Below are 13,871 nucleotides of genomic sequence, written 5' to 3' on the forward strand. Positions count from 1 at the left end.
CGGGGATCGGAATGCCCGAGCAGTGCCATGATCTCGAACAGGCTGGACCCATCTTCGCCCATCGCCGTGGCCACGCCATTTCGGCTGCCATGCTGTGAGTGGGTCACCCTCCCATTCAAATCGACAAGACCTGCCCGCTTGATCCACTTGCGGACGCGATTGTCGAGGCTTCCGGAGTTGGCAGAAGGCTTGCCATGTTCGGTCACAAGAAAGGTTTTACGGCTGAGATCATGGAGGTCGAGTTCACGGGCCAAGGCCTCCTGAACAGGAGCCGAGACCTTTTTCGATCCACGTTTCTGCGGCTGGTAGATTAGGAATGCGTCGCCTTCGATATCCTTCAGGTTCTTCTGTCCCAGGTGATGCATGTCCCCGATCCGCCCGGCGGTCGTGTCCGCTTCGCAGAACCAGAGGCGCGCCATGGTACCCGGTCCATGCGGCCGTAGGAATTACTCGATGTCTTCGGGTTCCCATGGCGTCGCGCCACCTCGGGAGCGATGGATATTCTCGACAGAAAACACGTCGGAACGAGCGTATTTTCCGCGCTCGTGACCCCAAGTATAGGCGGAACGAAGGGACTTGATGCAGTTATCCGCAGCCGCGGTCTTGCTTCAAAAGCTGTCCCGAAAATGAATGAAGGCTTTTCCCGACGAGTGCGGTGCAAATCTGTCTCGCTACGAAAGTGTTATTCGATTGTTTACTGCGCCAAACGACCGGGTTCGTCGAAAGTTTGTTGGATTTGATAGGGTTCGACTGGTCGGTGCCCGACTACAGCACCTTGTGCCGTTGCCAGAAATCTCTGGCCGTGAATAACCCGAATCGACGTTCGAAAGGGCCGCTGCACCTCTAGATCTCTCTCGGGCATTGCTGCGCAATATGGAAGCGAACAAACTGCCGTAGCTGAGGCGCGGAACGAGGCGCTACGCGCATAAGAATTCGTGGGTCGAGCCATCTGGCGACATTGGAGCGGATACCACCGTCGAAGCCGCGTCGAGACGTAGCCACACTGCGTCAAACTGCTGGGACACAGCCTCATGGCGCGGGATTTCGACCCACAGCTCGTTGAGCTCCAAATCCGACACGCCCTAACCGATTGTTAGTGGCTGGCTGCTACCAGTCTTTCATCCTTGTCGCCCGATCCATTGTGCCCATGTGAGTCGAAGCCAAATTCACCAGCCGGGCGCCCCTACTCTGGAATCCTTTATGCTGACTACACTACGGAACCTTTCCTCAAGCATCGTCATCAAAGTCCTGGGAATGCTGCTTTCGATTGGAGGCCTCACGGTCTTTGCTGTCTGGACCGGGTTCACACTCTTCGGCGAAACCTCCTTATCGCTCGACCGGTTTCACACCAAGCTGGTGCCGGCGATGAAGGAAAGCTCCGCCATCATCGAAACCAATGGCGAGCTCAACGAAGCACTTTCCGCCTTGCTGATCGCAGGTAGCGAAGAGGAGATACAGCAAGGCCTCGTGAGTGCCCGCGAACACATGAGCGCTCTGGAGCAATCCGTCGAGCATCTTGGCGGCGAGTTGAAAGACGCCTTCTTGTACAACATCGAGGAGGGATTGGAGCACATCGAGGAGTTGGCGGAAGCACGCAAGGTAGATCTCGCCTTCGATGAAGCCACGCTCGAAGGGTCGGATGCGCTCGGCATCGCGGTGTCGGAGGCAAACACGCACCTTGGACACGACGTCAAGGAGGCGTATCGCGCGGCCAGGACCGCTTCCGGCGACACCATTCAACCTCAGCTATTGCGTCTCGAACAAGCCACAAGTCTCGAACGCCTTATCGGCGAGATCCAGTCGGCTGTTCTCACGGGCGCATCCGCAGACGACGCAGCGGGCGTGGCCGGATCTCAGACTCGCGCCGATGAGATCATGGCAAGCATTTCGACCCTTTCGAAGAACTTCGTCCATGACGCTGACATCATGAGTGCACTCGGCGATATCAGCTCCAGCGTAGAGCAGGAAACCGGCATACTCGCGGCCCGAGGAACTGTGGTTGAAGCGCGAGCGGCCGCAGACGAGGCCGCAATAGAGGCTTCCGAACATGTGCGCGAGATTACCAATCTGGCACGCGATTTTGGCCGCGAGTCGATAGCCGATATCGAAAGTGCCAGCAGCTATCTCGAAGCCTCGTCCATTGACGGTCAGGACACGATGCTGAGCATTGCCTGGATCAGTATTGCGATCCTCGTGCTCGCCACTGCCGGAACGATCTTCCTGATCGTCCGCCCGCTCTATCGGGTGACGGCAGTAACCGAACGCCTCGCCACGGGCGATCTTGCCCCGGTCGAGGGCTTCAAGAACCCGCACGGCGAAATCGGCCGGATGGCAGCAGCGCTCAAGGTTTTCCGTAACGGCATGATCGAACGACAGCGGCTCGAAGAAGAGGAAAGACAGCGGGAGAAGGAAAACCGCGAACGCGCCCTTCGGGAGGAGCAGGAAGCCCATGAACGTGCCGAGGCCGAGCGCAACCGGCAGGCACAGGCTGAAGCCGAAGAACGCGAACGCGAGGCGAAGGCCAAGCAGGAGCGGGACATGTTGCGGGAGCAAGCTGAAGCTGAGCGCCGGGCCCGTGCCGCTGAACAGAAAAAAGTTGTCGACGCTCTTACGCGTTCGTTGAGCGCCATGTCGAGCGGCGATCTGAGTGTCCAGATCGACGAGGTGTTCCCGAAAGAATACGAGCAGCTTCGGCGGGACTTTAATGGAGCCGTTGGAAAGATCGCGACGTTGGTCGGTTCGATCATTGAGACCTCATTGGCCATCCGCAGTGACAGTGATGCATTGGACGAAGCCGCATCGGAAATGTCGCGGCGGACGGAATCCCAGGCGGCTTCGTTGGAGGAGACCGCAGCGGCAATCACCGAATTGACGGCCTCGGTGGAAAACTCGAGTACCGGGGCGAACAACGCTGCGGCCACGGTTGTCCGGGCCCGAGAGAAGTCCGAAACCGGTAGCCAAGTGGTTAGGCGCACCATAGATGCGATGTCCGCAATCGCGGAAAGCTCGAAGAAGATTTCTCAGATCACGAATGTCATTGACGACATTGCCTTCCAGACCAATCTGCTAGCACTCAATGCTGGCGTCGAAGCGGCGCGAGCGGGCGATGCGGGCCGTGGTTTCTCGGTCGTCGCATCCGAAGTGCGGGCACTTGCACAGCGCTCGTCGGATTCCGCTCGGGAGATTGGAGACCTGATTACCGCATCCACTCAGCAGGTCGATGACGGTGCCAAACTTGCCAATGATTCCGGTCGGGCGCTCGACGAAATCGGGAAGATGGTTCTGGATCTTAACGGGCTCGTGGAGTCTATCGCCGACACATCGGCTCAACAATCGACGAGCTTGGCAGAGATTTCCACCGCAGTGAACCGACTTGATCAGGTCACCCAGCAGAACGCGGCCATGTTCGAGGAAACCACCGCTGCAGTTGGCTCTCTCAAATCGCAGGCAGAGACACTGGAACAGAACACCGGCAGTTTCTCGTTGGTCGCCGACCACACCCGCCGAGCCCCTTCGGGGCGCCTTGTTGCAACGAAGCCGGCGCCCAAAACTGCGCTCGTCGCCAGTGCCGGCAAATCAGGCGCGGTGCCGAATCTCGATGAGGGGTGGGAGGACTTTTGAGTTCCGATCAGGCCGGCATCAGTTTGGAACGTCCCACAATTTGATGCCGGCCGGGAACTTCGTGGGATACCGTTGTTCCGACCCATTGATCCTTTCGTGCCGAACTCGGTTTGCCATGAAAGACCTCGATGCGAATTAAGGACCGCCGCCAATGGGTGTGTGACTGCCCCCTAAAACTGGGCCATTGTTTGTACCAAGAAAGGGGGAACGGTAGATGTCTCGGAAACGGTATTCGGACGAGGATGTCCTGAAGCTGCTGCGTGAGATCGAACTGAAGCTGGCGGATGGCAAGGACGTTCGAACGGCCTGTCGTACAGTCGGTGTCAGCGATGCGACTTACTACAACTGGCGGCGTCGGTTCGGCGGGATGGGCAAGTCGCAGTTGTCGGAGATGCGTAACCTTGAGAAAGAAAACGCCCGGCTCAAGAAGATCGTGGCGGAGTTGGAACTGGACAAGCTCATTCGCAAGGAAAGCCTGAACTACCTAAAGCCACGGGCCTGACGACGAGCCAACTTCGTCAGGCCGTCATTCACACTCGCCAGAAGCTCGCCACGTCGGAGCGCCGGACCTGCAGGGTGATCGGCCTGGCGCGAAGTTCCATGCAGTACAGGGCCATCGAAAAAGACGAGAACGCCCTGCGGTTGGCTATGATCCGACTGGCAAAGAGCTATGGCCGGTACGGCTACCGCAAGGTGGCCGAACTGCTTCGCGTCGAAGGCTGGCTTGTGAACCACAAGAAGGTGGAGCGCCTCTGGAGCGAAGAAGGCTTGCAACTTCCCCAGCGGCACAAGAAGAAGCGACGCCTGTATCACAAGGACAGCTCGATCATCCGGCTACGGCCAACGCACCGCAACCACGTCTGGAGCGTTGATCCTCGCCATTGTGGCTCGGGCCAATGGCGCTCCCGATGGCTCGATTCACGACAAGCTCAGCAATGGCCGCAGCTACAAGATGCTGACGGTCCTGGATGAATACACCCGGCAGGCGCTCGCAGTGGAGGTTCGCACCCGTATGGGCTCCGAGGATGTGCTGGAGGTCCTCTACGGCCTCTTCCTGCGTCACGGCAAACCTGAGTTTGTTCGCAGCGACAACGGCCCAGAGTTCGCATCAGAAGCGACACAGAGCTGGCTCGAAAAGGTCGGCATCAGACCCATCCGGATCTATCCAGGATCACCTTGGGAGAACGGCTACAATGAGCGCTTCAACGGCACTCTACGCAGAGAAGTCCTGGACGCCGAATGGTTCACAACAACCAGACAGGCTCAGGTCGTCATCAAAACTTTGGCTCAGAGAGTACAATCACACCCGACCACATCAGGCGCTCGGAATGCGTCCTCCGGTGCCCGAAACTCTACTTGAAAATGGCCCATAGAAATGGGGCTGGACACGTTGATCCAGTAATACCAACCGACCCGCGCCGCCCATTTCGGCCCCACCCCCTGATGGGCCCAGTCATAAACCGCGCCTTCGGCCGGGAAGGCCGTGCCAAGCTCGGAAACCACGAGCAGGTTGGGGATCAGGAACTACAGGATGATTACCGCCCACCAGCCGAACATGGAGGGGCCGACGGCGGCGGTGGCCGACACGCCGTCAAAGCCGACCATCCCCGATATCACGAAGAAGATGATGCCGAAAAGGCCGATGCCCTCGCCTGATGAACCCATGCCGTCTCTCCCTCGCCGATTGTTGTTCGACCTTGTTCCTTGCAGCAGCCTGTCCCGAACCATGCGTTCCCGTCGCCGCCGGTCGGCCACTTCCGCTCGCGGCACGCGCCGCTGACGGTCAGGCTCCGAAAACACAAGATGCCGGGCGCGGGCACCCGACATTTTCATTCGTTTGCTATGCGTTCCGGGCGATCATACCGCCGGGACATGCTGTGTGATGCAATGGACATTGCCGCCACCGAGCAGGATTTCGCGCGCCTGCACGCCTACGATCTCGAAATCCGGGAACGCCTCCTGCAGCACGTCCCGCGCCGGTCCGTCCCATTTCGGGTCCAGCAGCGGCAGGATGATCCGGCCATTGGTGATCAGGAAGTTGGCATAGGACCCGGCCATCCGCTCGCCAGCCTCGCGTTCCATTCCGTCGGACATGTCGATGCCGGCGGCCTCTTCTTCGGTGAAATAGAGCGGGCCGGGGATGTGGACCTTGTGGATCCTGAAGCTGCGGCCCTTCGCATCCGTGGCATTGGACAGGAACTCGTAGGCCCGCTGCGAGATCGCGTATTGCGGGTCGTCCTTGTCCTCGGTCCAGGACAGGATCACCTCGCCGGGGCGCACGACATGGATCAGGTTGTCGATATGGCCGTTGGTCTCGTCGCTATAGAGCCCCTCCGGCAGCCAGAGCACTTTTTCGACCCCGAGATTGTCCTTCAGCGCCTGCTCGATCTCCGCCTTGCTCATGTCGGCATTGCGCGACGGGTGCAGAAGGCATTCCTCGTTGGTAAACAGCGTGCCGTCGCCATCGGTGTGGATCGAACCGCCTTCGAGGATGATGCCCGCGCGGTAGCTGGCGTCGCGGTGAATCTCGCAGATCTTGCCCGCAACCTGGTCGTCACGGTCCCAGGGGAAATAGAGCCCGTCGACAAGACCGCCCCACGCATTGAAATCCCACTGGACGCCACGGCGCTCGCCCCTGCCATTGACGACATAGGTCGGGCCGATATCGCGCATCCAGCTGTCATTGGTCGACATCTCGACGACGCGGATATTGTCCGGCAGGCGGGACCGGGCATTGTCATATTGCGCTGCGGAGACCGTCATCGTGACGGGGGTCGCGCCGGCGATGGCCTTGGCCACCTCGACAAAGCAGCCTTGCGCCGGTTTGGCGCCGTTGCGCCAGTTATCCGGGCGCTCCGGCCAGGCCATCCAGATCTCGGAATGGGGCGCATCTTCGCCCGGCATGTGGAAGCCATCGGCGGCGGGCTTGGTATCGTGCACTTTGGCCATTGTTCTTATCCTGTTTGGAGAGAAGTGCCGCACCGGCCACCGTGACGGCGGCCGGGCGGAGTGTCAAATCACTCGGCGGGTGTCTCCGCCTCCATCTGGCTCATGCGCTTCTCGGCACCCGACAGCAGGTATTCGCCGACACCGATCGTGATCAGCACACCCGCAGCCACCGGCAACGTGTAGGCCCAGTCAACGACGCCCGAAAAGATCTCCGGGAAGATGAAGAGCAGCACGGCCTGCACAACGAAGAGGAAGGCGATGCCGGCCAGCAGGTATTGCACCAGCGAGCCAGCCGGGACCCTGAAGGGACGTTCCGTGCCGGTGTCGATGGCCCGCAGCCGCAGATAGGACGGGAACATGAACGGGTAGGGCAGCAGGAAGATGCAGCTCGAGAAGGCGAAGGCGGTCCAGAAGAGTTCGTCGCCCGTTGCCGAGCCCATCATGGTCAGGACCAGGCCGTAAAGCACGACCACGAAGGTGGATACGATGCCGGTGATGTTGTTGGCACCGGTGGGCGTGCGACACTGGGTGTCTTCCTTGGCGACGGCTGCGGGCAACTCGCCGGTGGTGGCGGCTTCCTGTGCAGCGCGGGAGGCGCCCATAGTCCAGGTCACCATGTTGGAAACGAAAGTGAACAGCGCCAGGATACCGACAGAATAGACCATGAAATTGCCGAAGGCGCCGGTGCCAAAGAGCTTCTGCAGCGGGCTCTGATGCAGAAATCGGTTGATATCGTGAGGTGACCCCAAATGGTGGTCTGGGTTGAATGCTAATGCATGATTGGTCTCTGATCTATCGGTATGAACGCCTCTGGCGCGGGCGGCCTGTAACCGAGTGAACTGTGCGGCCTGGCTGTGTTGTAGTGTTTCCACAAGCGGGCGTTTTTGCGAGGTGGAATGACGGCATCAGCTCCGCGATCCGTCCCTCTCATGCATGCAAACATGCACTGCCGGGCAGTGGATGGCATCGTGGCACTTTCGGGTGGCATATTCTGAACATAATTCCCGAGTTCGGAGTTTGAAAAAAGCTGAATGATCCACGGTCCAGTTTTCGGCATCAACCCGAAGCCATTTTCCAGACGGCTGCATACGGTCCATGCGTTTTCACCGATGAGCAACTCATCTCCGACTTCGAAGGCGGATACTCTGCGTTCGGTGGTCTGCCTTCACAATGATCGCAATCTTGGTGCCGTCTTTCAGAAATGCCCGAAAATCGAATAAATGGGTGCGGGCGACACCGTTCTGATCAACCCACTCGAACGGAACCTAGTTCTCAAAGTTCGCGACATCCCGCCGTCCATCGAGGATCAATGCGACCATCATTTCCGTGTGGCTTTCGACATCGATGATCCATTCGTCGCCGGATTCGCCGATATTCATCTGGCCGGTAAAATGCTCTCGACGGCCTTTCGCGACCTTGCGCAGGTACTTCTTGTGTTTGGGCGGCACCAGGGCGCCATAGTGAGTCATATACATCATGGACTGCCATGCTCCCAGCAGGCGAAGCCGGGCGAATTGCTCAGGCCGCCAGGGCGAACAACGCAGCACGAGGCGGGCGTTGTCCGTGGGTCAGTTCACATTCCGGTCCCGCGGCAGGTTGGCACCGACGATCCCGCCGCGCGCCTGCCGTCGGACAGGATATCCCGTGCCAGGGCGTCGATGCCCGGTCCGGCCAGCATGCGCCCGTGCCTCGTTACTCGAAAACTTGCTGGCGCACTTCGGCCGGACGTTCGATCCAGCGGCGTGCTCGGGGTGCCGTGTCGCCTGCGTGCAGTGCCTCCAACTCACGGTAGTTTTCGGCATCAGCCGTGGTTCGGCGCGCCATGTGCCGATGGTATTCCGCCCAGGTCGAGACGCGGTAGCTCTCATGCCAGAGCCCGGGATCGTTCAGGTCGCGATAGAGCGACCAGCCATTGGCGCCGTCGCGCAGCCGGATAACCCGCCGCGCCGCCATCACTTTCAGGAAGGCATCTGTGTTCTCGGACGGGATGCGGAATTCTACCGAGACCTTGATCGGCCCGCTCTGCATGGTGATGTCGAGTGCGGGCTCGGGCGGGGTGAAGCCCTCGAAGGGATCGAGGTTGCGCCCGTCCTCGTTTGGCAGCGGCATGACGAACCCGACGAGCGTACCCAGCAGGCAGAGCAAGGCCGCCGCGGTCAGCGCGGTCGGGATGTCGGTCTCGCTTGCCAGTCGACCCCAAACATAGCTGCCAAGCGTCATGCCGGAGAAGGTGAAGACCTGCAGGAGCGACATGATCCTCCCAAGCACCCAGCGTGGCGTGGAGAGCTGGGCCGCGACATTGAAAAGCGACATGGCAGATTGCCAGGCGCTGCCGCAGAGAAAGGCAGCCGCCCCTGTCAGCCAGACCGAGCCGGACATGCCGATGACGACGAGGCCCGTGGCCATCAGCGTGAAGGAGCCGCGCACGATCTTTTCGTTGGCAAGGTGCGCGCGCACATGGCGCATCGAGAGCGCCGAGGTCACCGCGCCCATGCCGAAGCTTGCCAGAAGTGTGCCGAAGGTTACCGCGGTGCCGTCCAGAAGCTGACGTGCCACCAAGGGCATGATTGCGAGTACCGCGACGGCCGAGAGGCCGAATATGGCGCCGCGGAACATGATCCGCAGGTGGTCGGCGGAGAGCGCGGCATAGCGCATGCCGGCCCTGAGCGCCGCGCCGATGGGCTCACGCGGCAATGGGTCCGGCGCCCGTTCCGGCTTCCATCCGGCAAGGACGAGCAGCACGGGCACATAGGTGATGGTGTTGACCACGAAGGCCGCAGCGGCACCGAAAACCGCCACGATCACGCCGCCGAGCGCCGGGCCGGCGCTTCGCATCAGGTTGAACCCCATGCCGTTGAGCATCACGGCCTGCGGCAGGTGCTCGCGCGGTACCAGATCTCCGACCGAGGCCTGCCAGGAGGGCAGGTGGATTGCCTGGCCGCAGCCGATGGCGAAAGTGAAGGCAAGCAGCCCCCAAGGGCCAAGCCCGCCGATCCAGGCCAGTGCGGCCAGCAGCGCGGATGCGACCAGCATGAAACCTTGGGCTGCGATCATGACGTTGCGACGTTCGTAGTTGTCGGCAAAGACGCCGCCCAGCAGCGACAGCACTGCCAGCGGCAGCGTCACTGAGCCTTGCACCAGTGCCACCATGACCGGCGCGTCGGAAAGCGAGGTCATCAGCCAGCCAGCGCCGACATTCTGGATAAGACCACCGAGATTGGAGGCGAGTGCTGCGAACCACAGCAGCCGGTAGGTCCGGAAGGTGAATGGCGCAAAGGTACCGCTGGCCATTGCCGCACTCCGTTTCAGGTCGGATTCCGTCCGGGCAGGCAACGCCGAGGGGCGGGGCTGCGTCGGGACACGCCGCAGTTGTGCGCCTGTTCCGGGCAAGGGACAAGCCCCGACCATTCGGGTTCCTGTGGCCCGCAGGTCATGTTTGGCCGATGCCTCATTCGCGGGCCTGGCAGCGTCACAAACCCTGAAACCGTTCTTTCGGACATGGAGGATTTGGGCACACTGCGCCTTCGACGAATGACGGTTCTGGGGAAGCTTCGCTTGGACGACTGAGAGGCTCGCGAATGGCTGCCCAGAGCCGGTTGCGACGATCTTCGAACTCGGTGCCGGGCGGCCAGTGCTGCTGCGCAAAGATTAACAGGGAGGGCGGACAGAAGGCATTCGCCGTGCATTGAACGAATGACGGCTTTACGGATGACGTTTGCGGTTTGCCGCTACGCGTTGAGGATTCGGCTACTATTCTGTCGAGAGCTTCCGATACGGATGCTCGGCGAACCAAGCGACCGTCTTTTGTGAGAGTGGCTGGACACGCAAAGAGAATGCCTTTGTCACCGCCACAAAACAGCCCACGTGCCGGCACTTTGCAAACACGCACGTTTGTGAACTGAGTAGCCAGTGCAAAGACAGCTTTTTCGAAGGAGCAGCAAGTGCAGGATTCAAAGGACCTCCATGATCAACTGAAGAGGCTTCACTTGCACCACGACGTCCATAACGACGGTGTCGTTGATACTGAAAGGGCGCGCCAGGCCTTGGAGCGGCACTTCAACGACCTGCCCTACATTGATCGCCGGGAAGACGGACAGGGCTATGGCGGGTACTACTACGTCAAGCGTTTCGATGCGCGAAACGATCCCGCTGCGTTGGCGTTGCTGGCACTCTACGACAGCGACGAGGAAGCCACTGCCTATCTGCTCCACGTCATTCGGGAGATGCCGCACCCGGTATCCCTGAATGCGCCAGGCTATTGGGACTCGCAGCGCCACCTCAGATTGAAGTTCTGGCTGCCGAAACTGCACGCAGCCTTTCCACCCGACGCCGCGGCGCGCGCGATGGGCAAGCTCTATCAGGCGCTTTTTGCATCCGCTCCAACCGACGAAATCATGACTGTTCTGGCCTTCGCCCTGGTTCATTTGCCGGAAGCTCCCGGAACGATCAACATGTTGCGCCACTTTGTCGGAGCTCTCCCGAAACGCCTCCCGCCCGACGGTTCGGGAACGTGGACGACAGACAAGGGAGTGATTTCGGACTACCTGAATGACCGCTACGAGAAGGGGCACCGGAATCTATGGCCGCTTATCCGCGATTTCTGGGCCGCCTTTCCTCTTCATCGCGATGCCGGCAACCTTGACAAGATGCATCGTCTTTGCCGGAACGAGCCGGAATACCACCGTCTGATCGACACGCTCGTTCGGAGGCTTCTGGCGACCAAGGACGCCCAGTTGGATGCAAGCATCGCCGAGTTCTTTCGTGCGTATTTGGTGTCGAACGTTGATGAAACCCCGTTCGACACCTTGCACGCCCTAACAAGGTTCACCGATGGGAAGCTCAGGGAGGCGGCGCTGTTCTGGCTGGCGATCCGGCGCCGTCATCGCGCTTCAACCTTTGGCGTTCTGATGGACATCGCCGAGGGCGGAAAAGATCTCCAATGGCGCCGGTTTGCTTTCAGGTTGGCGTTCGTCGAGTACCACGACAACGTTGATGCGGTTGGTCGGCTTGCCAGGGCGGCCCACAGAGAGAAGGAAGACAGGAGTGCCTTCATCGACGTGCTGAGCGGGGCCTCCTCCTTCGCGCCATTGCCAGATCTAACCAACGAACGCGCGAAGCAGGCTGCAAGAAACGGCAACGGTCCGAGATGGGCGCGAACCTTTTCCGAAACGTGCCGCAAGGCCGGGATTGATAGCGGAGTCAGACTTCCGACCGGCCCAAAACCGGCATTCAAGGAATTCTTGCTGGACATCATCACACAAAGCCTGCCCGGGATGGTGACGGGATTACTTGTCCATTTCACTCTCAGCCCGGGCGAGCGTGCTTCCCTAAGAAACATCGAATCCATCCAGGAATTCTTTAGAACTCAACGGGCAAAGCTTGAGGGAACTCCACGAAACGACGCTGGCGCCATAGTTTCGTGGATGGAAGACGCGTGGTGGGATGCCCTTTCTTGCTTCGGCTTCAAGGGCCACGCCACAGGCATTACGGACCAGGCATTCGGGCACCTGCTCCCTGAGGACATGTCGGAACCGGCGGAGCGGGTAAGAGAGTTCAGAAGTCGTCTGAAGGACCTCTGGAACCGGGCGTACGATCTGGTATCAGCCGATCCGGATCTAAGCGGTCTGAAGGAGATGGACACAGGAATAGTAATCGAAATTGCAGAACGAGCATTTTTCATCCTGCTGGGGAATCCCGGAAGCACCATTGAATTTGCGTTGAAACGTGCGGGCGAAGACGCGATCCAGAGTGTGGATTGGGATGAACTCTACGGGCAGGTTTGACAAGGTCGAAGCATTGACGCAAACCAGCCGCCAAGCGCTCCGAAACTTCCAAGCCTCGGCAGGCACAAGATTGGTAAATCCATGAGATGATCGCGTGGAGGCCGTACCAACGCTGCTTCCAGTCACCGGTCGTCGGCGATTGAGAAACTGGACCTGCCTTTCGACGGTGTGGCCCGGAATGACCGCAGTGGGCCGGTCGCGACGATCTTCGAACTCGGTGCCGGGCGGCCACTGCTGCTGCGCAACGATTTATAGGGGGGGGGCAGCCGGCATTCGCCGCTCCAGGCACTTAGGTCAGTTAAGCGGAGTCCTGAGAAACTGCTCCTGGTCGAATTATGAAGAGTTCAACGGCATCTTGGATGCTCTTCGCCAGCCCATCGCCCACGCCGCAAGATTAGAAAATATTCGACTCGCCGATGCACATTCTTTGCTTTGGCTGTTCTCGACCCTGTTGCGGATGGAAGCGAAGGGCGAGCATACCAACAGTGCGAGAGCCAGCGAGAGATATTTGGGCGCCCGCGAAAAACCGATCGCCGAGATCAAGTATTCTGTGGGCAAGACTGTTTTCAACTCGAACGATCAAGTGATCGAGACAAAGGTCAAGAACAAGGAACAGCGCATGCCCAACGCGGAACTGGACAAGCTCCTGCGCGAACTGCTGGAAGTTCAGGGCGAACGCTGCGCCATCACGGGCTTGCCGCTGCAATTCCGGGGGGCTCACTCAGACGATAACATGCTGCCATCCCTCGATCGCATCAACACCGGCGGGCACTATGAACGTGGCAATCTTCAGATTGTCTGTCGGTTCATCAACTTCTGCAAGCAGGCGGCCGATGATAGTGAGTTCCGGCGTCTGCGGAATGTGGTCCGCGGCATTGAAGTTTCCGTTTTCTGGCAACCAGAAGGTAACGCAGTGCCTACTAGCCAAGCGGGATTTACCGCCCCGCTCTCACCGTTCGCCGAACAATACCGCCTCGCGGCCAAGGTCGATGCCCTCCTCAAGTTAAAAGTCGGATGCTTAAAAGATCCGGTTTAAGCCGCAGGCGCTGGGAATTTCGATGGTCGGGGTATAGGAATTTCGGCAACCAGTTCCGGTCGGCACTTCGCTGCAAATGCGAGGTTTGATTCGGCGCAATCCGGCGGCCGATATCGATAGGCGTCAAACAGTTTCGGTTCGCGATCTGTTGCACTTCATCGCGCATCGGATGGCGGGTATTTCGTGGGGTAGGGTTTGACTGATTTGCAATTAGTTTTAATTACAACCACTTGCTGGTACAAGTGGTGGGCGACCCTGGAATCGAACCAGGCATGGGTCTCCCCGGCGGAGTTACAGTCCGCTGCCGCACCTTGCAGCACGTCGCCCGACGCTGGGCGGGGATAGCCAAGCCACCAGGCGGGGTCAACCGAAAAATGACAGAAATTCGCGTTCAGGGAGGCCTGGATGTGTGGCCCCACGCGCTAATGGCTCCGGACAGACCAGCGATCCCGGTGGGACAGTTGGATCACCACCCGAGTCAG

General features: G+C 59.7%; 12 protein-coding genes, 1 tRNA gene and 3 pseudogenes. 8 read left to right on the forward strand and 8 right to left on the reverse strand.

Features of this window, described 5'->3' with window-relative positions; all coding sequences use genetic code 11:
* On the reverse strand, positions 1 to 419 hold a 419-nt coding region (locus R3X27_RS07820; RefSeq protein WP_317708288.1), incomplete at its 3' end, for a site-specific integrase.
* 221 nt (positions 420 to 640) lie between these two features.
* Between R3X27_RS07820 and R3X27_RS07825 the strand changes: the two are divergent.
* From R3X27_RS07825 to R3X27_RS25640, 6 genes and pseudogenes are all read left to right on the forward strand, one after another.
* Positions 641 to 1,097: pseudogene (locus R3X27_RS07825) on the forward strand (transposase); the annotation flags it as partial.
* Positions 1,098 to 1,200: 103 nt separating this feature from the next.
* Positions 1,201 to 3,621, forward strand: a complete 2,421-nt coding sequence (locus R3X27_RS07830; protein WP_317708289.1) for a methyl-accepting chemotaxis protein — start codon at positions 1,201 to 1,203, stop codon at positions 3,619 to 3,621.
* A gap of 214 nt (positions 3,622 to 3,835) precedes the next feature.
* Entirely contained in the window at positions 3,836 to 4,123 is a 288-nt protein-coding gene (locus tag R3X27_RS07835; protein ID WP_317708290.1) for a transposase, read from the forward strand.
* 74 nt (positions 4,124 to 4,197) lie between these two features.
* Positions 4,198 to 4,593 carry an IS3 family transposase gene (locus R3X27_RS07840; RefSeq protein WP_317708291.1) on the forward strand — a complete coding sequence of 132 codons (396 nt, stop codon included), beginning with the start codon at positions 4,198 to 4,200 and terminating at the stop codon, positions 4,591 to 4,593.
* Positions 4,574 to 4,861: pseudogene (locus tag R3X27_RS07845) on the forward strand (DDE-type integrase/transposase/recombinase); the annotation flags it as partial. The gene R3X27_RS07840 and the pseudogene R3X27_RS07845, both read left to right, overlap by 20 nt.
* Positions 4,815 to 4,994, forward strand: a complete 180-nt coding sequence (locus R3X27_RS25640) for an integrase core domain-containing protein (protein ID WP_411572474.1) — start codon at positions 4,815 to 4,817, stop codon at positions 4,992 to 4,994. The pseudogene R3X27_RS07845 and the gene R3X27_RS25640, both read left to right, overlap by 47 nt.
* A gap of 151 nt (positions 4,995 to 5,145) precedes the next feature.
* On the opposite strand, the gene R3X27_RS07850 is transcribed toward R3X27_RS25640, so the two are convergent.
* The 6 genes and pseudogenes from R3X27_RS07850 to R3X27_RS07875 form a co-directional block, all read right to left on the reverse strand.
* The gene (locus R3X27_RS07850; RefSeq protein ID WP_317708293.1) at positions 5,146 to 5,286 is read right to left on the reverse strand and encodes a hypothetical protein; all 141 of its coding nucleotides are present in this window, start codon (positions 5,284 to 5,286) and stop codon (positions 5,146 to 5,148) included.
* Positions 5,287 to 5,478: 192 nt separating this feature from the next.
* Positions 5,479 to 6,570, reverse strand: coding sequence for an agmatine deiminase (gene aguA / locus R3X27_RS07855; protein ID WP_317708294.1), 1,092 nt, complete (start codon positions 6,568 to 6,570; stop codon positions 5,479 to 5,481).
* 68 nt (positions 6,571 to 6,638) lie between these two features.
* Positions 6,639 to 7,319 (reverse strand): amino acid permease, encoded by a 681-nt coding sequence (locus R3X27_RS07860; RefSeq protein ID WP_317708295.1) that lies wholly within the window; start codon positions 7,317 to 7,319, stop codon positions 6,639 to 6,641.
* 20 nt (positions 7,320 to 7,339) lie between these two features.
* A pseudogene (locus R3X27_RS07865) lies at positions 7,340 to 7,441 on the reverse strand (integrase core domain-containing protein); the annotation flags it as partial.
* A gap of 394 nt (positions 7,442 to 7,835) precedes the next feature.
* Positions 7,836 to 8,048 (reverse strand): hypothetical protein, encoded by a 213-nt coding sequence (locus R3X27_RS07870; RefSeq protein ID WP_317708296.1) that lies wholly within the window; start codon positions 8,046 to 8,048, stop codon positions 7,836 to 7,838.
* Positions 8,049 to 8,262: 214 nt separating this feature from the next.
* Positions 8,263 to 9,861 carry an MFS transporter gene (locus R3X27_RS07875; RefSeq protein WP_317708297.1) on the reverse strand — a complete coding sequence of 533 codons (1,599 nt, stop codon included), beginning with the start codon at positions 9,859 to 9,861 and terminating at the stop codon, positions 8,263 to 8,265.
* A gap of 650 nt (positions 9,862 to 10,511) precedes the next feature.
* On the opposite strand from R3X27_RS07875, the gene R3X27_RS07880 reads away from it, so the two are divergent.
* Complete coding sequence (locus R3X27_RS07880; RefSeq protein ID WP_317708298.1) at positions 10,512 to 12,353, forward strand: hypothetical protein; 1,842 nt, start codon at positions 10,512 to 10,514, stop codon at positions 12,351 to 12,353.
* 355 nt (positions 12,354 to 12,708) lie between these two features.
* Entirely contained in the window at positions 12,709 to 13,389 is a 681-nt protein-coding gene (locus R3X27_RS07885) for a hypothetical protein (protein WP_317708299.1), read from the forward strand.
* Between the two features lie 243 nt (positions 13,390 to 13,632).
* On the opposite strand, the gene R3X27_RS07890 is transcribed toward R3X27_RS07885, so the two are convergent.
* Positions 13,633 to 13,716: transfer RNA gene (locus tag R3X27_RS07890), tRNA-Tyr, on the reverse strand.
* Positions 13,717 to 13,871: the final 155 nt, after the last annotated feature.

The organism is Tropicimonas sp. TH_r6 (assembly GCF_033101155.1).
Classification (GTDB): Bacteria; Pseudomonadota; Alphaproteobacteria; order Rhodobacterales; family Rhodobacteraceae; genus Tropicimonas.

Coding starts and splice junctions, on each gene's coding strand:
- R3X27_RS07830 (WP_317708289.1), top strand. CDS start 1,201: ATGCTGACTACACTACGGAACCTTTCCTCAAGCATCGTCATCAAAGTC.
- R3X27_RS07835 (WP_317708290.1), top strand. CDS start 3,836: ATGTCTCGGAAACGGTATTCGGACGAGGATGTCCTGAAGCTGCTGCGT.
- R3X27_RS25640 (WP_411572474.1), top strand. CDS start 4,815: ATGAGCGCTTCAACGGCACTCTACGCAGAGAAGTCCTGGACGCCGAAT.
- R3X27_RS07850 (WP_317708293.1), bottom strand. CDS start 5,286: ATGGGTTCATCAGGCGAGGGCATCGGCCTTTTCGGCATCATCTTCTTC.
- aguA (WP_317708294.1), bottom strand. CDS start 6,570: ATGGCCAAAGTGCACGATACCAAGCCCGCCGCCGATGGCTTCCACATG.
- R3X27_RS07870 (WP_317708296.1), bottom strand. CDS start 8,048: ATGATGTATATGACTCACTATGGCGCCCTGGTGCCGCCCAAACACAAG.
- R3X27_RS07875 (WP_317708297.1), bottom strand. CDS start 9,861: ATGGCCAGCGGTACCTTTGCGCCATTCACCTTCCGGACCTACCGGCTG.